Below are 25,443 nucleotides of genomic sequence, written 5' to 3' on the forward strand. Positions count from 1 at the left end.
GGGGGAGCCTCAGCCGCCCGGCGGCGGTACCGGACGCCCGGCCCGGGTTCAGGCGGGGCCGGACGTCCGGAACTTTCGGTGGATCAGGCCTTGGCCAGTGCCCCTTCCCTCGGCTCGGGAGCCGCGGCGACAGTGTCCCGGCCCTCGTCCACCAACGTGGTCTCGTCGAACGGCAGCTCCCCGGCCAGCACCCTCCGCACCTGGACCTTGTCGATCTCCTTGGTCCACGTGCCCACGAGCACCGTCGCCACCGCGTTGCCCGCGAAGTTCGTCAGCGCCCGGGCCTCGCTCATGAACCGGTCGATGCCGACGATCAGCCCGACCCCGTCGACCAGCGCCGGCTTGTGCGACTGCAGACCGCCGGCCAGGGTGGCGAGCCCCGCGCCGCTGACGCCGGCCGCGCCCTTGGACGCCAGCAGCAGGAAGAGCAGCAGCGGGATCTGCTCGCCGATGGACATCGGCGTACCCAGCGCGTCCGCGATGTACAGCGACGCCATGGTCATGTAGATCATCGTGCCGTCGAGGTTGAAGGAGTACCCGGTCGGCACGGTGATGCCGACGACCGGCCGGCTGACGCCCAGGTGCTCCATCTTCGCGATCAGCCGGGGCAGCGCGGACTCCGACGACGAGGTCGACAGGATCAGCAGGAACTCCCGGCCGAGGTACTTGAACAGGGAGAAGACGTTCAGACCCGCGACGACCCGGAGCAGCGCGCCGAGGACGATGAAGACGAACAGGAAGCAGGTGACGTAGAAGCCGAGCATCAGCACGGCGAGGCTCTTGAGCGCGTCGATACCGGCCGAACCGACCACCGCCGCGATGGCACCGAACGCACCGACCGGCGCGGCCCACATCACCATGGACAGGATGCGGAAGACCAGCCGCTGGATGTGCTCGATGCCGCGCAGTACCGGCTCCCCGGTCGGGCCCATGGCCTGGAGCGCGAACCCGGCGAGCAGGGCCACCAGCAGCGTCTGGAGCACCTGCTGCTGGGTGAAGGCGGACAGGAACGTGGTCGGGATGATCGACAGGACGAAGTCGACGGGCGGCAGCGCTTCGGCGGACACCTGCTCGTGCCCGGACGCCTTGATGGCGTTGGTGATGTGCAGCCCGTCACCGGGGTGCAGCACGTTGCCGACGACGAGGCCGATGGCGAGCGCGACGAGCGACATCACGAGGAAGTAGCCGAGGGCGATTCCGCCGACGGCGCCGACCTTGGCGGCCTTCCGTACGGAACCGATGCCGAGCACGATCGTGCAGAAGATGATCGGCGAGATCATCATCTTGATCAGGTTCACGAATCCGGTGCCCAGCGGCTTCAGCTCCACCGCGGCGTCGGGCCAGATCAGGCCCACGGCGATGCCGAGCGCGACCGCCACGATGACGGCGATGTACAGGTAATGAGTCCGGTCCCGCTTCACGCGGGGTGCGGCAGGTGCCGTATCGGCAGTGCTGGCGGCCACGACTGCCCTCCTTGACGTCTTCGTCGGCGAACAACCGGCGTGCGGCTCACGTCCGGGCGTTGTTTGGGGAATGCCGTGACTATCTCCCGCCCTGTGAGGGCGGTCACCCTTCCGTTCATTTAGTTCACACTTGACCGCAGAGGCACACTGCTGACATGCGCGTCCCCGCCTTCCCGAGAGCCCGCAGCCTGGCCGGCCAGCTGTTCGCCATGCAGGCCGTGCTGATCGCGGTGGTGGTGGCCGGGTACGCCCTGTTCACCTACGTCAGCGACCAGCGGCAGGCCGAGGACGCCGCCGCCCGGCAGGCCACGGCGGTGGCCCGGTCGATCGCCGACTCCCCCTCGGTCCGCGCGGCCATCCGCACCCCGGACCCCACGGCCCGGCTGGAGCCGTACGCCCTCCAGGTCGTCCGGGACGCGAACGTCGACTTCGTCACGATCATGAACCCGTCCGGCATCCGCTGGACCCACCCCGACCGCAACCAGATCGGCAAACGCTTCCTCGGCAACATCGGCCCCGCCCTGCACGGCCACACCTTCACCGAGACCTACACCGGCACGCTCGGCCCGTCCGTCCGCGCGGTGACCCCCATCACCGACAACGGCCGGATCGTCGGCCTGGTCAGCGCCGGCATCAAGGTCGAGACGATCAGCGCCCGGGCGCAGGACCAGCTCACGGCCCTGCTCGGGGTGGCCGGTGTGGCGCTGCTGCTGGGCGCGGTCGGCACCTACGTGATCAACGCCCGGCTGCGCCGCCACACCCACGGCATGAACGCCACCGAGCTGAGCCGGATGCACGACTACCACCAGGCGGCGCTGCACGCGGTCCGGGAAGGGCTGCTGATGCTGGACGGCCAGTACCGGGTGGCGCTGATCAACGACGGCGGCCGGGAGCTGCTGGGGGTGGGCCCGGAGGAGGAGGTGGTCGGCCGCTCGGTGGCCGACCTGGGCCTGCCGGCCCCGCTGACCGGCGCCCTGCTCTCCTCGGAGCCCCGGGTGGACGAGGTGCACCTGACGGCGTCCCGGGTCCTGGTGGTGAACACCTCCCCGGTGTCGGGAGGCGAACGCCGGGGCACGATCGCAACGCTCCGCGACGTAACCGAACTCCAGTCCCTGATGGGCGAGCTGGACTCGGAACGGGGCTTCACCCAGGCGCTGCGCTCACAGGCGCACGAGGCCGCGAACCGCCTCCACACGGTGGTCTCCCTGATCGAGCTGGGCCGGGCCGAGGAGGCGGTGGAGTTCGCCACGGCCGAGCTGGAGCTGGCGCAGGCCCTGACCGACCAGGTGGTGGCGGCGGTGAGCGAGCCGGTGCTGGCCGCGCTGCTGCTCGGCAAGACCGCCCAGGCGAACGAGCGGGGCGTGGAGCTGGTGGTCTCGCCGGACAGCCGCCTGGACGACGGCCTGCTGCCGTACGACCTGTCCGCCCGCGACCTGGTGACCATCCTCGGCAACCTGATCGACAACGCGGTGGACGCGGCACAGGGCAGCGCCCGGGCACGGGTGACGGTGACGGCGTACGCTACGGCCGCCGAGGTGGTGCTGCGGGTCTCGGACACCGGTCCGGGGGTCGACCCGGCCCATGCCGACCTGGTATTCCAGCGGGGGTTCTCCACCAAGCCGGCCGGGCCCGGCGGGCGGGGACTCGGGCTGGCCCTGGTCCGGCAGGCGGTGACCCGCCACGAGGGCACGTTGACGGTGACGGAGTCCGGTGAGGACGGCGAGGGCGGAGCGGTGTTCGAGGTGCGGTTGCCGTTGCGCACATCCACGGGTGGCGGCAGATGACGAGCGAGCAGCAGCCCATTCGCGTCCTCGTGGTCGAGGACGACCCGGTCGCCGCCGACGCGCACGTGATGTACGTCGGCCGGGTCCCGGGATTCGTCGCGGTCGGGAAGGCGCACACGGGGGCGGAGGCGCGGCGGATCCTGGACCGCACGGCGGTGGACCTGCTGCTGCTCGATCTTCATCTGCCGGATGTGCACGGCCTGCAACTGGCCCGGTCACTGCGGGCCGCCGGTCATCACGCCGACGTGATAGCGGTGACGTCGGCGCGGGACCTGGCGGTGGTCCGGGAAGGCGTCTCCCTGGGCGTCGTCCAGTACGTCCTGAAACCGTTCACTTTCGCGACGCTGAGGGACCGGCTGGTGCGGTACGCCGAGTTCCACGCGACGGTGGGCGAGGCGAGCGGGCAGGACGAGGTGGACCGGGCGCTCGCGACCCTGCGGGCGCCGTCGCCGGCGGCGCTGCCGAAGGGGCTCAGCGGGCCGACGCTGGAGCGGGTGACGGCTGTGTTGCGGGAGGCCGCATCGGAGGGGCTCACGGCGGCCGGGGTGGCCGAGGCGGTGGGGATCTCGCGGATCACCGCAAGGCGGTATCTGGAGCATCTGGTGGATGCGGGGAGGGCGGGGCGGAGTCCGTTGTACGGGCAGGTGGGGAGGCCTGAGCTGGTGTATCGGTGGGTGCCGCAGGGGCGGTGAGGGCGTCGGCTCGGGCGCGGACTCGGGCGGCTTCTGCGGGGGCGCTCGCGCGGGCGTAGGCATCAGCGGCCTGAAGGTAGTGGGCGCGGGCTTCGGCTGGACGGTGGGTCTCCGTGTACTCGATTCCCAGGTTTTCCAGGGTCTGCCCGGCTCCGTACCAGTCCTCGAACTCCTGCCGGACGGCCAGAGCCTTGCCGTAGGCCTCCGTGGCGTCGTCCGTCTGCCCCAGCTCTGACAGAGCGATGCCGAGGTTGTTCCACGCCGACGACGTGCTGTAGCGGTCACCGAGAGCTTGGTGCAGGTCGCGCGCGCGAATGAAGGCGTTGACGGCCTCCTCGACCCGGTCCGCATCCACCAGGGCGTTGCCGAGGTTATTCCACGCCTGCGCCTCACCGGTCCGGTTGCCGACGTCCTGATTCAGGTCGCGTGCGCGAAGGAAGGCATCGATGGCCTCCTCGATGCGGTCCGCATCCGCCAGGGCGCTGCCGAGATTGTTCCACGCCAGCGCCTCACCATTGCGGTCCCCGAGTTCCTGACAGAGGTCGCGGTCGCGGATGTGAGCATCGAGCGCCTTCTTGGGGTGGCCCGTCTCGCGCAGGGCAATCCCAAGGTTGTTCGACGCCATAGCCTCACCCTCACGATCACCACTGACACGGGCAGCCTGTCGGGCAGTACTGGTAACCGCGATCATGTCGTCGAAGTGCCGACGCCAAAGAAGGTATTCACACAAAGACAGAGCCAGCCGCACAGCCGTATACCGATACCGCTCCTCCTGCCCCCACTGCACCGCAGCCACCAAACCCGCGCGCTCCCGGTCCAGCCAGGCCAGCGCATCGGCCCGCGTTGCGAAGCGCTCCGGCTCCGGCTCCCCCGGGAACCACCTCAACCGGTCATCGGCCGCGTCCGCCCACCAGTAGTAGTGCATGAGCAACCGGTGCCGAGCCTCCGCGTCCCCGGCCGAAACAGCCGCACCGAACGCACGCACCAGGTCGTGCATCCGCCAGCATCCAGGCCCGTTGCCCCGCTCCACCAGATGTGCGCGCGCCAGAGCCCTGAGGTCCCGCAGCGGAGCCTCCTCCGTCCCAGCCAGCACGGCGGCCACCTCTTCGCTGACCTCCGGCCCCGGCGCAAGAGCGAGCAAGCTCAGTAGACGTGCCTGGTCAGTCGGGAGCCTCCGGTACGACAGGTCGAACGCGGCACGCACACTGCGGTCGCCGTCATCAAGCGCGGCGAGCCTGTCGTACGACGTGCCCAGCTCGTCCGCGAGTTCCGCGACCGACTTGCCGGGATCCTCCGCCAGCAAGGCCACCGCGATCTGCAGAGCCAGCGGCAGATACCCGCACAGCTGCGCCAGCTGCGCCGCCGCCTCCCTCTCCTCCACGACCCGACCGTCCTCCGGGTCGGCGATACGGAGCGCCCGGTCGAGGAGTTCGTACGCGGCTCCAGGCATCAGCTGATCCAACGGCACCATGCGCGCAGCCAGTTGAGGCAACCGGTCCCGGGAAGTGACCAGCACCCGATGTCGTCTCCCACCCCCCGGCAGCAACGGCCGTACCTGCTCTGGCGACGACGCGTTGTCGGCGACGATCAGCACCGCCTGCCGCTCGGCCAGCACCGAGCGATACAGCCCGGCTCGCTCGTCCGCCGTAGCCGGAATATGCTCAGGTTCCACACCAAGCGCCCGCAGCAACGACTGCAACGCCTGGTCCGCAGTGACCGGAACGTCGTCGTAGCCGTGCAGGTCCACGAAGAGCACGCCGCCCGGGAACCACCCGGCCTTCCGCGCCGCGTACGCCGCCTGCACAGCGAGTGCCGTCTTGCCGATGCCGCCGAGTCCGGAGACGGCGGTGACGAGGACAGCCTGTTCCTCACCGGAGCCGGCCGGGTCCAGGGCCGCTCGCAACCGCCCCAACTCCTCGTCTCGCCCGGTGAATCCGGCAGCCGGCGGAGGCAGCGCGTCCAATGCCGTGGGCGCTGGTGCCTGCTGCCGGTACTCCGCCTTGCCGATGACGGTCCCGCGGAAGTCCCCGCCCCGGAACTCGACGTGATCGCTCACCCAGCCCCGCCCCCCACCCCGAACGGCACGGCGTACTGCACGACGCACACCCCCAGCCCCACGACCGCGACCGCCTCCAGCACGGACACCACCGCCAGCCCGGCCGAGACACCACCCCCCACCCAGTAGACGACGAGCGCGCTCAACGGCACGACACAGAAGGCGAGCAGGTCCACCACGCACTGCACGACCTTGCGGGAGACGCGCCGGGCGTCCCCCCGGTGCGCGGTCTCCCAGCGGAAGACCTCACCCCCCTCGGCCTGGGCCAGCGCGGCGAGCCGGGGCCCCAACTCGCCCCGCACGTACGCCCCGATCGCGGAGATCTTCTGGTCGTTGACCAGGTACGTCCAGCCCAGCACGACACACACCGGCGGCAGCGCGAGCAGCATCGCCGTCTGCTTGGCCTGCGCCGCGGCGGCGATGACGGCGGCCACGACGGTCAGGGTGACGTACAGCAGGTTGTCCCGGAACCCGATCCGTGTCTTCTGCTCGTCCTTGACGGTCTGGTACTCGGTGAGCAGCAACTGCCCCACGGTGACGTCTCGTTCCGGCACGCGAACCCCTTCCCCCGGCAGTACCTTATGAGTGTGCCGGAGACTCAACCCACCGTTCTGGTCCTGACCGCGCTCCCGCTGGAGTACGCGGCTGTACGGACGTACATCGAGGACCGTGAGGAACGGCCTCACCCCGACAACGGGACCTACGTGGAGGAGGGCCGCCTGCGAGGTACGTCTTGGCGGGTGGCCGCCGCCGAGCTGGGTGAGGGCTCCCGCAACACCGCCGCGCTCACCTCCTCCCTCATAGGCTGGCTGCGCCCCCAGGCGGTCCTGTTCGTCGGCGTGGCCGGCGGTCTCAAGGAGGACATCGGCCTGGGGGACGTGGTGGTGGGCACGAAGGTGTACGGCATCCACGGGGGCAAGGTCACCCCCGAGGGGCTGCTGGACCGGCCCGAGGCCTGGTACGGCTCCCACGCCCTGCTCTCCGCCGCACGTGCCGCCGTACGGGACATGCCCGACGTACGGACCCACTTCAAGCCGATCGCCACCGGAGACGTGGTCCTCGCCGACGCGGAGTCCGAGGTCGCCCGGCACGTCCGCGAGCGGTACAACGACGCCGCCGCGTTCGAGATGGAGGGCTCGGGGGCGGCCCACGCGGCCCACCTGGAGGGCCGGGACGCCCTTGTCATCCGGGGCATCAGCGACCACGCGGACGCCGGGAAAGCAGCGGCCGACAAGGGCGGCTCCCAGGAGCGGGCGGCAGCTCAGGCCGCCGCCGTCGCGGTCGCGGTGCTGCACAAGTACCGGCCCAGGGGCGGGGTCTCCGGCGACTCCGAGGAGGGACCCCAAGCACGCCACGGGGACGGCGACCACATCGACTTCAGGGGCGGGACCTACTACGGAACGGTCATCGGCAAGCAGGTCGGAGGCCGGTAAGGGCACGGCCCACGGCCCGGTCCCGCGCGCGACCTCCACCCTGCCACCCCGCCCCCTCGGCTTCACCGGCCGCTCGGCGGAGCTGGACCGCCTGCTCCCCCACCTGGCACCTGCCGAGGACGACACGACGGCACTTCCGCTGCTCATCTTCGCCGTCACCGGTATGGGCGGCATCGGCAAGACGGCGCTGGCGGTGGAGGCGGCGCACCGGGCGCGCGCGGAGGGCTGGTTCCCGGGCGGGACGCTCTTCGTGGACCTGCGTGGGTACGACGACGACCCGGTCACGGCCGATCAGGCGGTCCTGGCCCTGCTCGACGCGCTCGGCGTACGGGACCGGGACCTGCCGCCGACGACCGAGCGCCAGTACGACGCGTACCGTGCACTCCTCGCCGAACGGCGGGACCGGATGCTGCTGATCCTGGACAACGCCTCGGACCCGTCCCAGTACGTGCCACTCCTGCCCGGTACGGACCGGCACCGGGTGCTCATCACCTCCCGGGACCGTCCCGACGCCCTTCCGGTACGGCTGATCGACCTGGAGACACTCGATCCGGATGATTCGGTCGCCTTGGTCACCAGCGCCCTGCACGGCACCGACGAACGTGACGACCGCCCGGCAAGGGAACCCGCCGCACTGCGTGAACTGACCGAACTGTGCGGCCACCTGCCCCTGGCGTTGCAGATCGCGGCGGGCATGCTGCGCCGGCGGCGCCATCGGGACATCGCGTCCGTGGTGGCCGAGATCCGGGACGCCGGAGATGCGGCCACCGTCCTCGACCACGGCAGTCCTGGAGCGGACCTGTACGGACGCTCGCTCGTCCTGCGTCCCGTACTGGAGACCTCCTATCGCAGACTGCCACCCGACCAGGCTCGCCTGCTGCGCCTGCTCTGTCTGGCTCCTGGCGTGGAGACCGGGACGGAGGCGGTCGCGGCCCTCGCGGGCCTCGGCAGGGAGTCCGTGCTGCCGCTGCTGGAGGATCTGGCCGCCACACATCTCGTCGCGCCGGTGCGGGGCGGGAATGGGACGGCTTCCGTGGTGCGGTGGCGGTTGCATGACTTGGTGCGGGGGTTCGGGGCCGGGGTGGTGGCGGGGGACGCGGAATTGCGTGAGGAGGGGGAGACGGCGCGGGAACGGGTGCTGGTGTTCTACCTGCGGTGGGTCGCGGCGGCCGATGACCGGTTGCGGTGGCTGCCGGGAAGGGAGGAACCGGAGCGGTTCGGGGAGCGGGGGCAGGCGTTGGCGTGGCTGGACGGGGAGCGCGCGGGTCTGGTGGCTGCGGTGGAGTGGGGGCGGGAGGAGCGATTCGCGCCCCCGGCTGTGGCACTGGCCGCATCTCTGGGGGAATACCTGGCCTGGCGGCGGTATTTCGACGACTGGATCACTGTTGCGGAGGCGGCACGGGACGCCGCCCGCCTCGCTAGGGACCGGCTGGGCGAGGCCATCGCCTGGGACCACCTCGGCCTCGCCCTGCGGGAGGCGGGCCGGGCGGAAGACGCCATCGACGCCCACACCCGGGCACGCGAGCTTTACCAGACCGCCGAGGACCGCCACAGCGAGGCCATCGCGTGGAACAACCTCGGCCTCGCCCTGCGGGAGGCGGGCCGGGCGGAAGACGCCATCGACGCCCACACCCGGGCACGCGACCTGTTCCAGACCGCCGAGGACCGCCACAGCGAGGCCAGGGCATGGAACAACCTCGGCCTCGCCCTGGAGGAGGCGGGCCGGGCGGAAGACGCCATCGACGCCCACACCCGGGCACGCGAGCTTTACCAGACCGCCGGGGACCGCCACGGCGAGGCCATCGCGTGGAACAACCTAGGGCTCGCCTTCCATGTGGCCGGACGGCTGGAAGACGCGATCGAGGCGTACGACAAGTCCCTGGAGCGCCGCCAGGAGTTCGAGGACTGGTACGGCGAGGGACAGACCCTGCACAGTCTGGCCCTCGCCCACGAGTCCGCCCACCGCCCCGCCGAGGCCCGCACCGCCTACCTCCAGGCTGCCGACGCCTTCACCCTCGCCAACGCACCTGACCGAGCCGCCCAAGCTCGCGCCTCGGCCACCGAACTACCGGACTGACCTCCCTCACCCCGCCCCCGCATACCCCCGAGCCCCCGCCAAGGCACCACCGCCCACATCCGCGTCCCACCCCCGGGCTCCCGTGCCTCCCCGAACCCCCACTCCCCCTCACACGCCCGCACCACGCACCCGAGCACCCGCAGCGACGCCCGGCCTCCGCGTGTCGCAGGCCGCAGCCAGCCGGGGGTGTCCGTCGTAGACGATCACGCGTACGTCGCCGTCCCGGTACCGCAAGGACACGTAGACCTCGCTGTCGGCGGTGAACTTCCAGGCGCAGGCGACGAGTTCGGCGATCACCTGAACCCCCGCGTCCGTCATCTCGGCCAGACCGTGCGTCTTCAGGGCGACTTCGGCGGCCGCACGGGCAACGCGGGAACTGGTCGGCCCGGCAGGCAGCGTGAGGCTGTAGGCGAGTGCGGCGGGGGACGGTGGCGGTGCCTGCGGCTCGCCGGTGGAGAGCGGACAGGCCGAGACGGTGACGGGTGCGGGCACGACGACTCCTTCGACAGGTACAGGTGAGAGGGTTCCGAATGAGCCGACGACTCGACCGGCGGCCGGTGGCCTGTCTCCCTGACGCGGGCCCACCCCTCCCAGGGAAGGAGAACGCGGGCAGGCTCGCGCGATGCGCTTCCGACGGCGTCGGGCTGTAAGCGGCCCATCACGCGGCAAACTGTCCCCGTCACACGGCCGAACGGGAGGACGGATGCCACCGAGCAGCGCTCCTACGGAGCGTCAGCGCCGGCTCGGTGCCGAGTTGCGCAGGTTGCGTGTCGCAGCCGGGATCAGGCTGCGCGGACCAGGCCCTGGTCGAGGCCCTTGCCTCCAAGGCCGCGGGGCGACAGAAAGGGTGGTGGGAGGCATACCGGGGGCAACTCCGAGACGCCTTCCTGGACATCGCCGAGATGGAGTGGCACGCCACCTGCCTACGCATCGCCGTCACCGTGCACCTGCCAGGGCGGCACAGGTCCGAGCGCGAGACCGTGACCCTGCGGGTCATCCCGTTCAAGGCGGGCGGCTTCCCGGGGGCTGGGCAGTCCGTCGTCTACGCCGAAGCCGCCGTATCCCGCCTCGACACCGTGGAACTCGACAGCACGCATGGCCCGGAGTTCATCGACTCGGAAGCCCAATTGGACAAGTACCGAGCCCAACTGGACGCGGCGCAAGCCGTGGCGCTCACGCCGCACGCCTCACGTGACTTCATCCACGCCCTGGCCCACGACCTCTAGGAGAGCCACCATGACCGACATCAACTGGGAAGAACCCTTCTGCGCCGAAGGCAACAACTGCTTCCGCATAGGCACCGACCCCCAAGGCAACGCCTACATCGCCGTCGCCGGCCAAGAGGACCACTACCTCACCGACTCCCGCGAAGCCCTCCGCGCCCTCATCCACGCCATCAAAGCCGGCAAGGCGGACCACCTCCTGTAGCCCACAGGGCTCAATACCGCGCACGCGCATTGACCTGACTAGACCACTCCTCTTACCTTCACACGGCAGCAATCTCCGCGCCACCCCCACGTGTGCTCAGGAGGTCATGCCCGTGCGCCCCGCCGCCGCCACCCTCACCGTCCTCGCTCTCGCCGCCACCGCCCTCACCGCCTGCGGCAGCGGATCCGGCAGCAGTCCGGACACGATCAAGGTGTCGTACAAGCAGTCCACCGACAACTCCGTCAAGGTGATGGACACCTACCTCGCCGGGATCAAGAAGCAGTTCGAGCACGAACACCCCGGCAAGAAAGTACAGTTCGTGCCGATCAAGGCGCCGGACGCCGAGTACTACACCAAGCTCCAGCAGATGCTCCGCTCCCCGCGCACCGCGCCGGACCTGGTCTACGAGGACACCTTCCTCATCAACTCCGACATCACCAGCGGGTATCTGAAGCCGCTCGATTCGTATCTCGCGAAGTGGCCGGACTGGGGCCAGTTCATCGACACGGCGAAGGCGGCAGCCAAGGGCGAGGACGGGAAGACGTACGGCGTTCCGGACGGGACCGACACCCGAGGGCTCTGGTTCGACAAGCGGGTGTTCGCCAAGGCCGGGCTTCCCACCGACTGGCAGCCGAAGACCTGGGACGATGTCCTCGACGCCGCCCGGACGATCAAGGAGAAGGTCCCCGGTGTCGTCCCGCTCAACGTCTACACCGGCAAGCCGGCCGGTGAGCGGGCCACGATGCAGGGCTTCGAGATGCTCCTGTACGGCACGGGGGACGGCACTCAGGACCCCCTGTACGACAGCGGCAGCAAGAAGTGGATCACGGGGTCGCAGGCCTTCAAGGACTCCCTCGGCTTCATCGAGACCGTCTACAAGGACAAACTCGGTCCCGACGTCTCCGACGCCCTCGACCCGAACTTCAACACCACCGTCAACGGCGAGCTGCTCCCCGAGGGCAAGCTCGGCATCGCACTCGACGGGTCCTGGCTGCCGCAGGCCTGGCTGCCGGGCAGCGGACACGAGTGGCCCGAGTGGTCGAAGCAGCTGGGGCTCGCCGCCATGCCCACCCAGCACGGGCAGGCCCCGGGCAAGGTGAGCATGTCCGGCGGCTGGACCTGGTCCGTCCCGGCCAAGGCGGGCAACCCCGACCTCGCCTTCGCGTTCGTCCGGACGATGCAGACGAAGGACAACGCCCGGAAGTGGTACATCGCCAACTCCGGGATCGCCGTGCGGAAGGACGTCGCCGCCGATCCGGCCTACGCCCGCGCCCAGCCCGGCATCAAATTCTTCACCGATCTCGTGGCGAGCACGCACTACCGGCCCGCGTTCCCGGCGTACCCGAAGGTGTCGACCGCCGTGCAGGAGGCCATGGAGGGGGTCACGACCGGTGATCTGTCCGTGGAGGAGGCGGCGAGCGCGTACGACGCCACGGTCAAGGACGTCACCGGCGGCCGAGTGGTCGAGAAGTGAGGCGCGGACACCGGGCCGTCCGGACCCTTCCCCTCGCCCCCGCCCTGGTCCTGCTGCTCCTCTTCCTCGCCGGGCCGATCGCCTACTGCGTCTGGATCGCCTTCACCGACCTCCAGCTGACCGGGCAGGCCCATTCCTCCTTCGTGGGCTTCGCCAACTTCCGCCGGGCCTTCCAGGACGAGGCGTTCCTGAACGCCGTCTGGCTGACCCTGGTGTTCACGGTGCTGTCCTCGCTGGTCGGGCAGAACACGCTGGGGCTGGCCCTCGCCGCGCTGATGAAGCGTGCCTCGAAGCCCGTCCGCACCCTCACCGGCGCCGTCGTCGCCACCGCGTGGGTGCTGCCGGAGGTCGTGGCCGGGTTCCTGCTGTACGCGTTCTTCCGGCGCGAGGGCACCCTGAACGCGATCCTGGACTGGTTGCATCTGCCGCGGCAGAACTGGCTGTTCACGCTGCCGATCCTCGCCGTGTCCTTCGCCAACGTCTGGCGCGGGACGGCGTTCTCGATGCTCGTGTACTCCGCCGCGCTGGACGAGATCCCGGCCGAGATCACGGAGGCCGCCGAGGTGGACGGGGCCGGCGGGTGGCGGCGGCTGTGGCACATCACGCTGCCGATGATCCGGCGTTCCATCGGCACCAACCTCATGCTCAACACCCTGCAGACGCTGTCCGTGTTCGGGCTGATCTGGGTGATGACGCGGGGCGGGCCCGGTGACCGGAGCCAGACGCTGCCGCTGTTCATGTACGAGACGGCCTTCCAGAACAGCATGATCGGGTACGGCACCGCGGTCGCCCTGCTCCTGCTGGTTGTCGGCTCCCTGTTCTCGGTCGTCTATCTGCGGCTGCTGCGGACGGAGGTCTGATGGCAAGGAAGCGCTCCGCCCGGCGGCTCGCCGCCGATGTCTCGCTGCTGGCCGTGGCCGTCACCTTCGCGCTGCCGCTGGCCTGGGTGCTGCTGTCGGCCGTGGACCCGCACGCCGGGCTCAGGGTCGAGGTTCCGGACGGCGTCACCCTGGACAACTTCCGGGCGATCCTCACCCCGGACATCACCTACACGCCGCTGCTGAACAGCCTGGTGCTGTGCGGGGGTGCCACGGCGCTGACCGTCGGCTGCGCCGCCCTCGCCGCGTATCCGCTGTCCCGGTTCCGGTCCCGGCTGAACCGGCCGTTCCTGCTGACGATCCTGTTCGCGACGAGCCTGCCCATCACGGCGATCATGGTGCCGGTGTACGCCCTGTTCGTCCGGGTGAACCTCATCGACACCCTCCAGGGCACGGTCCTCTTCTTCGCCGCCTCCCAGCTGCCGTTCGCGATCTGGCTGACGAAGAACTTCATGGACGGCGTGCCGAGGGAGCTGGAGGAGGCGGCCTGGACGGACGGGGCCTCGGCCCTGCAGTCCCTGGTGCGGATCGTGCTGCCGCTGATGGGTCCGGGGCTCGCCGTGGTGACCGTGTTCTCGTTCGTGATGATGTGGGGGAACTTCTTCGTCCCGTTCATGCTGCTGCTCACCCCGGACCAGATGCCGGCCTCGGTCAGCATCAACGACTTCTTCGGCAACCGGGGCATGGTGGCGTACGGCCAGCTCGCCGCGTTCTCCGTGATCTACTCGACGCCGGTGGTCCTTTTGTATGTTCTGGTGGCACGGCGGCTGGGCGGGGGGTTCGCGCTGGGTGGCGCGGTGAAGGGGTGACCGGAAGTAACACCAGGTCACAGCGGGTGACACTGAGTGTCACCTCATTTCACGCGATCAACCCGTACGTTCCTACGATCCGTGATACTGGCCGAACGGACCGTAGCCATCCTGCCTGGGCCGCCCTAGCTTGTGCCGGGTGCGCCAACCCTCAGCTCCTCCGTTCAACGCCCCGGCGGCCCGCCGGCTGCGCGCCGCGCTCGGCATGGGCCCCGAGCACGTCGCCTACGGCCTGCGGGCCTCGTACGGGCTGCCGTATGTCACACCCGATCTGGTCATCGCCTGGGAACGCGGTGTCGCCGCCCCGAGCAATCCCGAACTGACCGCTCTCGCGGGCGTGTTGTGGTGTTCTCCGGGCGAACTCCTCGGCCGCCCGCAGACCCTGCGCGAACACCGCATCGCCCGTGCCGTCGCGCCCGAGGACGTCGCCCACGCCGTCGGCATGGACCTGCGCACGTATCTGCGGGCGGAGGAGAGCGGGCAGTGGAAGGGCAACGAGCGCCAGTCGGCCGCGCTCGCGCGGATCCTGGACCTGGCGCTGCCCGACTTCGTCGCCGTCACCGGCCGTGAGGCGAAGCTGGCGGAGCTGCTGCACAGCGCGGTGACCACCCGCTGGCAGGCCTATGTGCGGCCGGTGCGGAAGCTGGCCCCGGTGGACACGGGCGTCCTCGAAGGGGTGCTCCAGGAACTGCACCAGGACTACCAGGGGCACATGGCCGCCACCCTCAGCTGGGGCGGCGGCAACAGGAGTGCCAGCCGGTCCGGCCAGGAGTTCCTCGACCGGATCGTGGAGAACTTCTGGGTGGCGGTGGAGAAGCGGACCTGACGGATACGGCCTAGAAGACCGACTCGGCCTCGTCCATCCGGTCCTTCGGTACCGTCTTCAGCTCGGTGACCGCCTCCGCGAGCGGCACCATCACGATGTCGGTGCCGCGCAGCGCGGTCATCCTGCCGAACTCGCCGCGGTGCGCGGCCTCGACGGCGTGCCAGCCGAAACGGGTCGCCAGGACGCGGTCGTAGGGGGTGGGGACGCCGCCGCGCTGGACGTGTCCGAGGATGACCGGCTTCGCCTCCTTGCCGAGGCGCCGCTCCAGCTCGTAGGCGAGGGCGGTGCCGATGCCCTGGAAGCGCTCGTGGCCGTACTGGTCGATCTTGCCCTTGCCGTAGTCCATGGTGCCCTCGGCGGGGTGGGCGCCCTCGGCGACGCAGATGACGGCGAACTTCTTGCCGCGGGCGAAGCGCTCCTCGACCATCTTGACCAGGTCGGCGGGGTCGAAGGGGCGCTCGGGCAGGCAGATGCCGTGGGCGCCGGCGGCCATGCCGGACTCCAGCGCGATCCAGCCGGCGTGCCGGCCCATGACCTCCACGACCATCACCCGCTGGTGGGACTCGGCGGTGGTCTTCAGGCGGTCCATGGCCTCCGTGGCCACGCCGACGGCGGTGTCGAAGCCGAAGGTGCGGTCGGTGGAGGAGATGTCGTTGTCGATGGTCTTGGGGACACCGACGACCGGCAGACCCGCGTCGCTCAGCATGCGCGCGGCCGTCAGCGTGCCCTCGCCGCCGATCGGGATCAGCGCGTCGATGCCGAACTCCTCGACCATGTCGGCCGCGCCCTCACAGGCTTCGCGCAGCCGGTCCCGCTCCAGGCGGGAGGAGCCGAGGATGGTGCCGCCGCGGGCCAGGATGCCGCTGACCGCGTCCAGGTCGAGGGTGCGGTAGTGGCGGTCCAGCAGACCCCGGTAGCCGTCCTCGAAGCCGATGACCTCGTCGCCGTACTGGGCGACCGCCCGGTGCACGACCGACCGGATCACGGCGTTCAGGCCGGGGCAGTCGCCGCCTGCGGTGAGAACTCCGATGCGCATCGTGCTGTGTCTCCTGCTCGCTGTCGTGTACCGGTGAGCCGGTGTCGATTCTTTCACGTCCGCCGGACCGGTGAAGCCTTGACGGGCGCCTTATCCGTCGGCGGGGGTATTGTCAAGAGGGTTCCGCTCACCTCGGTGAGTGATTTTTATGCCGAAGACGCGACAGAAGCGACAGAGCGACATCGATATGAGGAACGGAGTGGACACGTGACGCGCAGCGTGTACGTCACCGGGATCGACCGCGGTGACGGCCGCCAGGTCGTGGAACTGGGGGTCATGGAACTCCTGACCCGGCAGGTCGACCGGGTGGGTGTGTTCCGTCCGCTCGTCCACGACGGCCCCGATCGGCTGTTCGAGCTACTGCGGGCGCGTTACCGCCTCTCGCAGGACCCGGCGACCGTCTACGGCATGGACTACCACGAGGCGTCCGCGCTCCAGGCCGAACAGGGCACCGACGAGCTGGTCTCCGCCCTGGTCGACCGCTTCCACCTGGTGGCCCGGGACTACGACGTCGTCCTGGTCCTCGGCACCGACTACGCCGGCACCCAGCTGCCGGACGAGCTGTCCCTGAACGCGCGGCTCGCCAACGAGTTCGGCGCCTCCGTGATCCCGGTGGTCGGGGGCCGCAAGCAGTCCACCGAGTCCGTGCTGGCCGAGACCCGCAACGCCTACCGCGCCTACGACGGCCTCGGCTGCGACGTGCTCGCCATGGTCGCCAACCGGGTGGCCCGCGAGGACCGCGACGAGATCGCCGAGCGGCTCGCCAGCCGGCTGCCGGTGCCGACGTACGTCCTGCCCGACGAGCCCGCCCTGTCCGCGCCGACGGTCGCCCAGATCGCCCAGACCCTCGGCGCCAAGGTGCTGCTCGGCGACGACTCCGGGCTCGCCCGGGACGCCCTCGGCTTCGTCTTCGGCGGCGCGATGCTGCCGAACCTCCTCGGCGCCCTGACCCCGGGCTGCCTGGTCATCACCCCCGGCGACCGCGCCGACCTGGTCGTGGGCTCGCTGGCCGCGCACAGCGCCGGCACCCCGCCGATAGCCGGCGTACTGCTCACCCTGAACGAGGTGCCGAGCGAGGAGATCCTCACCCTCGCCGCCCGCCTCGCCCCGGGCACCCCGGTGATCTCGGTGTCCGGCAACAGCTTCCCCACCGCCGAGCAGCTCTTCTCCCTGGAGGGGAAGATGACCGCGGCCACCCCGCGCAAGGCGGAGACCGCGCTCGGCCTGTTCGAGCGGTACGCCGACACCGCCGACCTGGCCCGCCGGGTCTCCGCGCCGAGCAGCGACCGGGTGACCCCGATGATGTTCGAGCACAAGCTGCTGGAGCAGGCCCGCTCCGACAGGCGGCGGGTCGTCCTGCCCGAGGGCACCGAGGAGCGGGTGCTGCACGCGGCCGAGGTGCTGCTGCGCCGGGGCGTGTGCGACCTGACCCTGCTGGGCCCGGCCGACCAGATCCGCAAGAAGGCCGCCGACCTGGGCATCGACCTCGGCGACACCCAGCTGATCGACCCGGCCACCTCCGAGCTGCGCGACGCCTTCGCGGAGAAGTACGCGGCCCTGCGCGCCCACAAGGGCGTCACGGTCGAGCTGGCCTACGACGTCGTCTCCGACGTGAACTACTTCGGCACCCTGATGGTCCAGGAGGGCCTGGCCGACGGCATGGTGTCCGGCTCGGTGCACTCCACGGCGGCCACCATCCGGCCCGCCTTCGAGATCATCAAGACCAAGCCCGAGTCGTCCATCGTCTCGTCGGTGTTCTTCATGTGCCTGGCCGACAAGGTGCTGGTCTACGGCGACTGCGCGGTCAACCCGGACCCGAACGCCGAGCAGCTCGCGGACATCGCCATCCAGTCGGCGGGCACGGCCGCGCAGTTCGGCGTGGAGCCGCGGATCGCGATGCTGTCGTACTCCACGGGTACGTCCGGTTCGGGCGCCGACGTGGACAAGGTGCGCCAGGCCACCGAGCTGGCCCGCTCGCGCCGGCCGGACCTGAAGATCGAGGGCCCGATCCAGTACGACGCGGCCGTGGAGCCGTCCGTCGCGGCCACCAAGCTGCCCGGCTCCGAGGTCGCCGGGCAGGCCAGCGTGCTGATCTTCCCGGACCTCAACACCGGCAACAACACCTACAAGGCCGTGCAGCGCTCGGCCGGCGCGATCGCCGTCGGCCCGGTCCTGCAGGGTCTGCGCAAGCCGGTCAACGACCTGTCCCGGGGCGCCCTCGTCCAGGACATCGTCAACACCGTCGCCATCACGGCGATCCAGGCCCAGAACCCCACCGAGAAGGCAGCCCAGCAGTGACCTCCCCCACCCGTGTCCTCGTCCTCAACTCCGGCTCCTCGTCGGTGAAGTACCAGCTGCTGGACATGCGGGACAGCAGCCGGCTCGCGGCAGGCCTGGTCGAGCGCATCGGCGAGCAGACCTCCCGGATCGAGCACACCTGCCTCACCAGCGGCGACACCCGTGAGCACACCGGTCCGATCGCCGACCACGACGCCGCCCTCAAGGCGGTCGCCGAGGAGCTGAGCCGGGACGGCCTGGGCCTGGACTCACCCGAGCTGGCCGCGATCGGCCACCGCGTGGTGCACGGCGGGATGTTCTTCACCGAGCCCACCGTCATCGACGACGAGGTGCTCACCGAGATCGAGCGGCTGATCCCGGTCGCCCCGCTGCACAACCCGGCCAACCTGACCGGCATCCGCACCGCTCAGGGGCTGCGCCCGGACCTGCCCCAGGTCGCCGTCTTCGACACCGCGTTCCACACGACGATGCCGGAGTCCGCGGCGCGCTACGCGATCGACCCGAAGATCGCCGACCGGCACCGGATCCGCCGCTACGGCTTCCACGGCACCTCGCACGCCTACGTCTCGCGGGAGACCGCGCGGCTGCTGGGCAAGGACCCGTCCGAGGTCAACGTGATCGTGCTGCACCTGGGCAACGGCGCCTCGGCGTCCGCGGTCGAGAAGGGCCGGTGCGTGGACACCTCCATGGGGCTGACGCCTTTGGAGGGGCTCGTGATGGGTACGCGCTCCGGTGATGTGGACCCCGCCGTCATCTTCCATTTGGCCCGGGTTGGGGATATGTCCATGGACGAGATCGACACTCTTCTCAACAAGAGGAGCGGCCTGTTCGGTCTGTGCGGGGACAACGACATGCGGGAGATCCGCCGCCGGATCGACGAGGGTGACGAAGAGGCCGCACTCGCCTTCGACATTTACATTCACCGGCTCAGGAAGTACATCGGCGCCTATTACGCGGTGCTGGGCACCGTGGACGCGGTGGCCTTCACCGCCGGGGTCGGCGAGAACGCGGCTCCGGTGCGGGAGGCGGCGATCGCGGGCCTGGAGGGGCTGGGCCTGGCGGTCGACCCGGAGCGCAACGCCGTACGCGGCGGCGAGCCGCGGCTGATTTCGCCGGAGTCCGCCCGGGTCGCGGTCGCCGTGGTGCCGACGGATGAAGAACTGGAGATCGCGACGCAGACCTACGCACTGGTCGGAAAGAACAACTGAATAGCACCTGAGCGGTGTGGCACTCATTTGTATCTTCCGCCAGACGGAATATTCCGTAGCGAAACAAACCGATAGGATCGCCCCATGCGCCGTTCGAAAATCGTCTGTACTCTCGGCCCCGCGGTCGACTCCCACGAGATGCTCGTCGCCATGATCGAGGCGGGCATGAACGTAGCCCGGTTCAACTTCAGCCACGGCACCCACGCCGAGCACCAGGCGCGGTACGACCGCGTCCGGGCCGCCTCCAAGGAGACCGGCCGTCCCATCGGCGTCCTCGCCGACCTGCAGGGCCCGAAGATCCGTCTGGAGACCTTCGCCGAGGGTCCGGTCGAGCTGGAGCGCGGTGACGAGTTCGTCATCACGACCGAGGACGTGCCGGGTGACAAGTACATCTGCGGCACGACGTACAAGGGGCTGCCGGGCGACGTCTCGCGCGGCGACCAGGTCCTGATCAACGACGGCAACGTCGAGCTGAAGGTCCTGGACGTCGAGGGCCCGCGGGTGAGGACGATCGTCATCGAGGGCGGTGTCGTCTCCGACCACAAGGGCATCAACCTGCCCGGCGCGGCCGTCAACGTGCCCGCGCTGAGCGAGAAGGACGTCGAGGACCTGCGCTTCGCCCTCCGCATGGGCTGCGACATGGTCGCGCTGTCCTTCGTCCGGGACGCCAAGGACGTGCAGGACGTCCACCGCGTGATGGACGAGGAGGGCCGCCGGGTCCCGGTGATCGCCAAGGTGGAGAAGCCGCAGGCGGTCGACAACATGGAGGACGTCGTCCTGGCGTTCGACGGCGTGATGGTCGCCCGCGGTGACCTCGCCGTCGAGTACCCGCTGGAGAAGGTCCCCATGGTGCAGAAGCGCCTGGTGGAGATGTGCCGGCGCAACGCCAAGCCGGTGATCGTCGCGACCCAGATGATGGAGTCGATGATCACCAACTCCCGCCCGACCCGCGCCGAGGCCTCCGACGTCGCCAACGCGATCCTGGACGGCGCGGACGCGGTCATGCTGTCGGCCGAGTCCAGCGTGGGCGCCTATCCGGTCGAGACGGTCAAGACCATGTCGAAGATCGTCTCCGCGGCCGAGCAGGAGCTGCTCGCCAAGGGCCTGCAGCCGCTGGTGCCGGGCAAGAAGCCGCGCACGCAGGGCGGTTCGGTGGCCCGCGCGGCCGCCGAGATCGCCGACTTCCTCGGCGGCAAGGGCCTGATCGCCTTCACGCAGTCCGGTGACACCGCGCGCCGGCTGTCCCGCTACCGCGCGATCCAGCCGATCATCGCGTTCACCACGGACGAGGGCACCCGTAACCAGCTCACCCTCAGCTGGGGCGTGGAGTCGCACGTCGTGCCGTTCGTGAACACCACGGACGAGATGGTCGACCTGGTGGACCAGGAGATCGCCCGGCTCGGCCGCTTCAGCCCGGGCGACACCGTCATCATCACCGCCGGCTCGCCCCCCGGGGTCCCCGGCACCACCAACATGCTCCGCGTCCACCACCTGGGCGGCCAGAGCAGCTGACCCGTCCCGCACGGACCGTGTACGGCACTGAGGGCGCCCCCTGCGACAGGGGGCGCCCTCAGTGGTGTGCGGCTCCCGAACCGGCTTGTACGACCGCTCAGTCGGTCGTGTACACGTGCATGCCGGGCACGTGCAGGTTGCCGCCGAACTGGGCCGCCTGGGTCACCTTGACGTTGGTGAAGTAGATCAGCGGGATGTTCAGCGGGGGCGGGCTGTCGGGGCTGAACGTCACCGGGATCAGCCCGAACAGGTTGCCCGAGATGCTCTCGGTGTACATCACCGTGTCGCCGCCGGTGATGGTGGACGTCGAGCCCTTGGCCGCCTGGACGTGGTAGGTCTTGTTCGCCTGCTTGTCCTTCACCGTCTGGTGCAGGTCGCCGATGTCGGTGCCGCCGGAGATGACGTACTTCAGCACCTTCTTGGTGGTGCCGTTGGCCGTCTTCACCTCGACGATGCCCTGGTAGTCGGCGCTCTTGAGGAGCAGGGAGCTGGCGTTCAGGTACCAGGGGTCGTCCGCCACCGGCACCTTGTTGTCGACGCCGCCCTCGTCGTCCGTGGCCACCGGGCAGTCCTCGGCGGAGGCGGACTCGCTCGCGGACGGGCTCGGCGTGGCCGACGCGGTCGCGTCCCCGGCCGTCCTGGTGGCCTCCTCGGCCGTCTTGGAGACGGTCCCGGTGGTGTCCTTGACCGTGTCCTTGACCGTGTCCGTGGCCTTCTTCGCCGTGTCCTTCACGGTGTCGGAGGCGCTGCCGCCCGAGTCCTCGCCGGCGCCGGACGAGATGTCCGTCGAAGAGGACGAGGACGAGGACGAGGTCTGGGAGGCGGACGGTGCCGGGGCCGGGGTCTGCGTCGACGTACCGGAGTCCGTGTCCGTGCCACCGCCGCCGGTGAGGAGGTCACCGAGCGTGTCGCCAATGGTGTCCAGGACGTTCCCGCCGCCGCTCCCGGTCTGCGACGGCGACGGCGTGGCCGTGTCACCGCCGGAGCCCGAACCCGAGCCGGACGTACCCGAGTCGGACCCGGACGAACCCGAGTCGGAGCCGGAGGAACCGGAGTCGGAGCCGGAGGAACCGGAGTCGGAGCCGGACGAACCGGAGTCCGAGGTGGCGGTCGGCTCGGGCGTGCCCTTGTCGCCGGAGCCGTCGGAACCCGAACCCGACGAAGAGGAGCCGCTCTCCTCCGTCCCGCCGCTCTCGGCGGTCTGCGACGGCGAGGCCGACGTGCTCGGCGACGCGGACGGCGACGGCGAGGCCGAGGCGTCCTTGTCGTCGTCCAGCGCCTTGACGCAGTCCTTGTACTCGTCGGCCGTCAGGCTCTTCGCCGACGTCGACGGGGAGGGGCTGCCGTTGTTGTCGGCGAGGGCGAGCGTGGACGTGAAGCCCATGCCCATGAGCACCGCCGTGGGCATCGCCACGGAGGCTATGGCCTTGCCGGCCGGCATGTGGAACCTGGTGAACAGCGGCTTTCTGGGGGCCGCGTGGCGGGGCCCGGTTCTCGCGCGGGACCCGTCCACATCGGTCCCGCGGGTCACCTCGTCAGCCGGCACTGTGCCTCCCGTTCGCCCCGTTGGCCGGGTTCGTTCCTGACAGGTCGTTCGGCTCGTCCAGTCCGTACACGCGCTGCTCCGGCAGGGGTGCGGCGGCGGGGGAACCGCCCTGGTCCGGTGCCGCCCCGGCCGGCGGCTGCGGCTGCGGGGGCGCGCCCGGCGCCCAGGCCACGGCCATCGCCCCGCCGGTCAGCGCGCACAGGAAGCCGACGATGAAACCGCCGATGTTGGACAGCGGAATGGACACCAGCGCCAGCAGGATCGCCGCGACGCCCCCGAACACCCGGATGTGCTGCTGGAACCAGAGGATGATCCCGAGGACGAAGAGCAGTCCACCGATGATCAGGGAACTGGAGCCGCCGGGGGTCCCCATCGTCATCGTGAGGTGGCCCAGCTGCAGGTGGGCGTACGGGAAGTACAGGATGAGAAAGCCGCCGAGCATGACGAACAGACCGGCCCAGAACGGACGTGTGCCCCGCCAGGCGCGGAACTGCTGCCTCCGGCGGGTGAACTGGCCGGGCTCGGCGGCAGGGGTCTCGGCGCTCATGGAAAACAGCTCCCTGGTGCGGCGTTGCTGTGGTGGTGATGTGTGCCGCGTGTGAGGACGCGGCCGGAGTGTGGACGGGCGGGGGCGCCACCGGCTCCCCCGCCCGTCAGCGAGTGCTTAGTAGCACTCCTTGACACCCGTCGACAGCGACATCTTCAGGCCGCTGAGCTTGAAGGTGCCGGCGGTGGTCGCCCACGCCGTCTGCTTCACGTTCTTCAGCGTGGCCTTGTCGGCCTGCTGCGCGAAGCCGAAGGGGTTGGCCTGCTCGCCGCCGCCCTTCATGCCCGGACCCTTGGAGGCGTCCTTGGCGGCCACGCCGATGTCGATGTTGTCGAACGTCGCGTCGGCAGCGAGGTCGGCAACGTCGATGTAGATGTTCTCGGCCTGGACCTTCTCGGCACCCTCGCCGCCGGCCCGCAGGATCAGGCTGACGTTGCCGAAGATCGGCACGTCGGGTGTGACCACGGACTGGCAGAGGTTGGTGATCTCCGCGTGCTTGAACGCCGAGACGGCCACCGGGTGAGCCGTCTTCTTGCCGTCCATCGTGTAGCCGCTGTCGATGGCGCCGTACTGCGAGAAGCCGGTACCGACCAGCTGGTCCGCCGACACCTTGAACGACTGACCCGAAACGCTGAACGAGGCGGCGAGAGCACCCTGAGCGAGGGCGACACCTATCGCGGCCGTAGCGGCGACGCTGGGCACCATGACCACAGCGAACCGCTTCCATCTGGTCCCGCCACGCACCTGGGACTCCATATTTCCTCCTTCTCGGACGTACATCTCCTGGCCCGGACTCGCCCCGAGTCGGCGGCTGAACCGGGCAGGGATGGGAGAAGTGCTACGTCCTCGGGAAGGAGAGCGCCTGCGCTCGGCGGCGCGAACCGCGCCCGAATCACCGGCGATCACCCCCGAGCGACAACCACTGGTCGCGCCTGACACGCATCACGCACAACCTTGCTGGACAGGCTTCACCGGCCGGCGAAGACCCCCCTGCCCTAGACCCGGCGCCACTGCCGCCGGCTCTGCTCGGTGGGGACCCAGAGTCTCCCGTCGACCCGACCGGCTGCCGGGGTAGGGGAATGGACCGAGCGTCGCCGATCGTGGTGCATTCTCGGCGCGGGCACAAGGGGGTTCGTTACTGGCTAGTAACGGCCGGATAACCGGAGGACGACCGACCGGTCTCGGAGTGCGACGCTCGGTGGCGTCGGGGGGCAGAGCAAAGCCGTTGATCCCTGGACGAATCCAGACAGACCAACGGCCTCGATTTACTCGGAGTAACAGTGACCGCGATTACCAAGATTTGGTAAAGCGCGGTCACCGTGACGCCTCGGCGGCAAACCTTTCACCCCGGCACCACATGCCGTGGCGTTTAGCGACTGGTCAGAACAGGGCGCGCGCGAGCGCCCTGCGTGCGCCCACCACCCGCGGGTCCTCCGGTCCCACGACCTCGAACAGCTCCAGCAACCGGAGCCGTACGGCGTCCCGGTCGTCACCCGCCGTGCGCTGCACGGTGTCGATGAGCCGCCCGAAGGCGTCCTCGACGTGCCCGCCCACCAGGTCCAGGTCGGCGGCGGCGATCTGCGCCGTGATGTCCTTCGGCTTCTCGGCGGCCTCCTGGCGCACCTTCTGCGGGTCCATGCCCTGCACCCGCTGGAGCAACTCGGCCTGCGCCAGGCCCAGCTTGGCCTCCGGGTGGGCCGGGTCGTCGGCCAGCACGTTCTTGTACGCCTGGACGGCCCCGGCGAGGTCGCCGGCGTCCAGCGCCTGCGCGGCGGCGTTCAGCAACGCGTCGTACGGCCCCTCGGCCGCCGCGGCCGTCGGGGCACCGCCCGGCTCGGCGTCCGGGTCGACGGTCAGGCCGGTCAGCCCGAAGCGCTGCTCGGCGACCTGCACCAGCTGGTCCAGGGTCTGCCGGATCTGCTGCTCGGGGGCCGCCCCCTGGAAGAGCGGCAGGGCCTGTCCCGCCACGACGGCGAACACGGCCGGGACACCCTGGATCCCGAACTGCTGCATCAGCATCGGGTTGGCGTCGACATCGATCTTGGCGAGGAGGAAGCGCCCGTTGTACTCGACGGCCAGCCGCTCCAGGACCGGGCTCAGCTGCTTGCAGGGCTGACACCACTCGGCCCAGAAGTCGATGACGACGGGGACTTCGGCGGAGCGCTGCAGGATCTCCCGCTCGAACCCCGCCTCATCGACGTCGATGACGAGATCGGCCGGGGAGACGGCCCCCGTCCCGCCCTGCCGGGCGGCTTCGGCGCGCGCCTGCTCGGCCTTGGCCTTGGCCTCCTGGGCCGCCTTGACCGCGGCGAGGTCGACGACACCGCTCATGGACATGTTCCGTGGCTGCATGCGTCTATCCTCCCCCGATCCCGC

Annotated in this window: 22 protein-coding genes; 13 read left to right on the forward strand and 9 right to left on the reverse strand. The window is 70.1% G+C overall.

The genetic code is table 11. The features are described 5' to 3' along the window. Positions 1-83: 83 nt before the first annotated feature. Entirely contained in the window at positions 84-1,463 is a 1,380-nt protein-coding gene (locus ACZ4U1_RS37030) for a cation:dicarboxylate symporter family transporter (protein WP_467908561.1), read from the reverse strand. 155 nt (positions 1,464-1,618) lie between these two features. Between ACZ4U1_RS37030 and ACZ4U1_RS37035 the strand changes: the two genes are divergently transcribed. Both ACZ4U1_RS37035 and ACZ4U1_RS37040 read left to right on the forward strand, forming a co-directional pair. Further along, on the forward strand, positions 1,619-3,247 hold the full coding sequence (locus tag ACZ4U1_RS37035; RefSeq protein WP_467908562.1) for a sensor histidine kinase: 1,629 nt from the start codon (positions 1,619-1,621) through the stop codon (positions 3,245-3,247). Next, entirely contained in the window at positions 3,244-3,939 is a 696-nt protein-coding gene (locus tag ACZ4U1_RS37040) for a response regulator (RefSeq protein WP_467908563.1), read from the forward strand. The genes ACZ4U1_RS37035 and ACZ4U1_RS37040 overlap by 4 nt, the downstream gene beginning before the upstream one ends. Here ACZ4U1_RS37040 and ACZ4U1_RS37045 read toward each other — a convergent pair. Further along, a complete protein-coding gene (locus tag ACZ4U1_RS37045) occupies positions 3,821-5,995 on the reverse strand; it encodes a tetratricopeptide repeat protein (protein WP_467908564.1) in 2,175 nt (724 codons plus the stop codon). The two genes, ACZ4U1_RS37040 and ACZ4U1_RS37045, sit on opposite strands and share 119 nt — an antisense overlap. Beyond that, positions 5,992-6,549 carry a hypothetical protein gene (locus ACZ4U1_RS37050; protein WP_467908565.1) on the reverse strand — a complete coding sequence of 186 codons (558 nt, stop codon included), beginning with the start codon at positions 6,547-6,549 and terminating at the stop codon, positions 5,992-5,994. Before ACZ4U1_RS37050 ends, ACZ4U1_RS37045 begins: the two co-directional genes overlap by 4 nt. Before the next feature lie 27 nt (positions 6,550-6,576). Here ACZ4U1_RS37050 and ACZ4U1_RS37055 point away from each other — a divergent pair, with 27 nt between their 5' ends. Together ACZ4U1_RS37055 and ACZ4U1_RS37060 are read left to right on the forward strand one after the other, a co-directional pair. Then, positions 6,577-7,428: a 5'-methylthioadenosine/S-adenosylhomocysteine nucleosidase gene (locus ACZ4U1_RS37055; RefSeq protein WP_467908566.1), complete on the forward strand. Its 852-nt coding sequence runs from the start codon at positions 6,577-6,579 to the stop codon at positions 7,426-7,428. A gap of 139 nt (positions 7,429-7,567) precedes the next feature. Continuing rightward, positions 7,568-9,505: an ATP-binding protein gene (locus ACZ4U1_RS37060; protein ID WP_467908648.1), complete on the forward strand. Its 1,938-nt coding sequence runs from the start codon at positions 7,568-7,570 to the stop codon at positions 9,503-9,505. Positions 9,506-9,613: 108 nt separating this feature from the next. Here the strand turns inward: ACZ4U1_RS37060 and ACZ4U1_RS37065 are convergent, their stop codons facing one another. Continuing rightward, positions 9,614-9,997, reverse strand: a complete 384-nt coding sequence (locus ACZ4U1_RS37065) for a hypothetical protein (RefSeq protein WP_467908567.1) — start codon at positions 9,995-9,997, stop codon at positions 9,614-9,616. Between the two features lie 275 nt (positions 9,998-10,272). Here ACZ4U1_RS37065 and ACZ4U1_RS37070 point away from each other — a divergent pair, with 275 nt between their 5' ends. The 6 genes from ACZ4U1_RS37070 to ACZ4U1_RS37095 all read left to right on the forward strand — a co-directional run bounded on the left by ACZ4U1_RS37070 (position 10,273) and on the right by ACZ4U1_RS37095 (position 14,920). After that, entirely contained in the window at positions 10,273-10,731 is a 459-nt protein-coding gene (locus ACZ4U1_RS37070; RefSeq protein ID WP_467908568.1) for a Scr1 family TA system antitoxin-like transcriptional regulator, read from the forward strand. 10 nt (positions 10,732-10,741) lie between these two features. Next, complete coding sequence (locus ACZ4U1_RS37075; protein ID WP_467908569.1) at positions 10,742-10,933, forward strand: hypothetical protein; 192 nt, start codon at positions 10,742-10,744, stop codon at positions 10,931-10,933. Positions 10,934-11,039: 106 nt separating this feature from the next. Next, positions 11,040-12,407, forward strand: coding sequence for an extracellular solute-binding protein (locus ACZ4U1_RS37080; RefSeq protein ID WP_467908570.1), 1,368 nt, complete (start codon positions 11,040-11,042; stop codon positions 12,405-12,407). After that, on the forward strand, positions 12,404-13,267 hold the full coding sequence (locus ACZ4U1_RS37085; RefSeq protein ID WP_467908571.1) for a carbohydrate ABC transporter permease: 864 nt from the start codon (positions 12,404-12,406) through the stop codon (positions 13,265-13,267). The genes ACZ4U1_RS37080 and ACZ4U1_RS37085 overlap by 4 nt, the downstream gene beginning before the upstream one ends. Then, on the forward strand, positions 13,267-14,094 hold the full coding sequence (locus ACZ4U1_RS37090) for a carbohydrate ABC transporter permease (protein ID WP_467908572.1): 828 nt from the start codon (positions 13,267-13,269) through the stop codon (positions 14,092-14,094). The genes ACZ4U1_RS37085 and ACZ4U1_RS37090 overlap by 1 nt, the downstream gene beginning before the upstream one ends. Positions 14,095-14,224: 130 nt before the next feature. Further along, on the forward strand, positions 14,225-14,920 hold the full coding sequence (locus tag ACZ4U1_RS37095; RefSeq protein WP_467908573.1) for a helix-turn-helix domain-containing protein: 696 nt from the start codon (positions 14,225-14,227) through the stop codon (positions 14,918-14,920). Between the two features lie 10 nt (positions 14,921-14,930). Here the strand turns inward: ACZ4U1_RS37095 and ACZ4U1_RS37100 are convergent, their stop codons facing one another. Then, positions 14,931-15,956 carry an ATP-dependent 6-phosphofructokinase gene (locus ACZ4U1_RS37100; protein ID WP_467908574.1) on the reverse strand — a complete coding sequence of 342 codons (1,026 nt, stop codon included), beginning with the start codon at positions 15,954-15,956 and terminating at the stop codon, positions 14,931-14,933. A 207-nt stretch (positions 15,957-16,163) separates the two neighbouring features. Between ACZ4U1_RS37100 and pta the strand changes: the two genes are divergently transcribed. The 3 genes from pta to pyk all read left to right on the forward strand — a co-directional run bounded on the left by pta (position 16,164) and on the right by pyk (position 20,974). Beyond that, positions 16,164-18,254, forward strand: coding sequence for a phosphate acetyltransferase (pta, locus tag ACZ4U1_RS37105; RefSeq protein ID WP_467908575.1), 2,091 nt, complete (start codon positions 16,164-16,166; stop codon positions 18,252-18,254). Beyond that, positions 18,251-19,462 (forward strand): acetate kinase, encoded by a 1,212-nt coding sequence (locus ACZ4U1_RS37110; RefSeq protein ID WP_467908576.1) that lies wholly within the window; start codon positions 18,251-18,253, stop codon positions 19,460-19,462. Before pta ends, ACZ4U1_RS37110 begins: the two co-directional genes overlap by 4 nt. 84 nt (positions 19,463-19,546) lie before the next feature. Then, a complete protein-coding gene (gene pyk, locus ACZ4U1_RS37115) occupies positions 19,547-20,974 on the forward strand; it encodes a pyruvate kinase (protein ID WP_467908577.1) in 1,428 nt (475 codons plus the stop codon). Between the two features lie 97 nt (positions 20,975-21,071). On the opposite strand, the gene ACZ4U1_RS37120 is transcribed toward pyk, so the two are convergent. From ACZ4U1_RS37120 to ACZ4U1_RS37135, 4 genes are all read right to left on the reverse strand, one after another. Continuing rightward, positions 21,072-22,520, reverse strand: a complete 1,449-nt coding sequence (locus ACZ4U1_RS37120) for a hypothetical protein (RefSeq protein ID WP_467908578.1) — start codon at positions 22,518-22,520, stop codon at positions 21,072-21,074. After that, positions 22,510-23,067: a DUF6114 domain-containing protein gene (locus tag ACZ4U1_RS37125; RefSeq protein ID WP_467908579.1), complete on the reverse strand. Its 558-nt coding sequence runs from the start codon at positions 23,065-23,067 to the stop codon at positions 22,510-22,512. The genes ACZ4U1_RS37120 and ACZ4U1_RS37125 overlap by 11 nt, the downstream gene beginning before the upstream one ends. Before the next feature lie 117 nt (positions 23,068-23,184). After that, the gene (locus ACZ4U1_RS37130; protein WP_467908580.1) at positions 23,185-23,823 is read right to left on the reverse strand and encodes a DUF6230 family protein; all 639 of its coding nucleotides are present in this window, start codon (positions 23,821-23,823) and stop codon (positions 23,185-23,187) included. 624 nt (positions 23,824-24,447) lie between these two features. Beyond that, positions 24,448-25,419 (reverse strand): tetratricopeptide repeat protein, encoded by a 972-nt coding sequence (locus ACZ4U1_RS37135; protein WP_467908581.1) that lies wholly within the window; start codon positions 25,417-25,419, stop codon positions 24,448-24,450. Between the last annotated feature and the right edge of the window lie 24 nt (positions 25,420-25,443).

It is taken from the genome of Streptomyces sp. NPDC028928 (genome assembly GCF_055564915.1).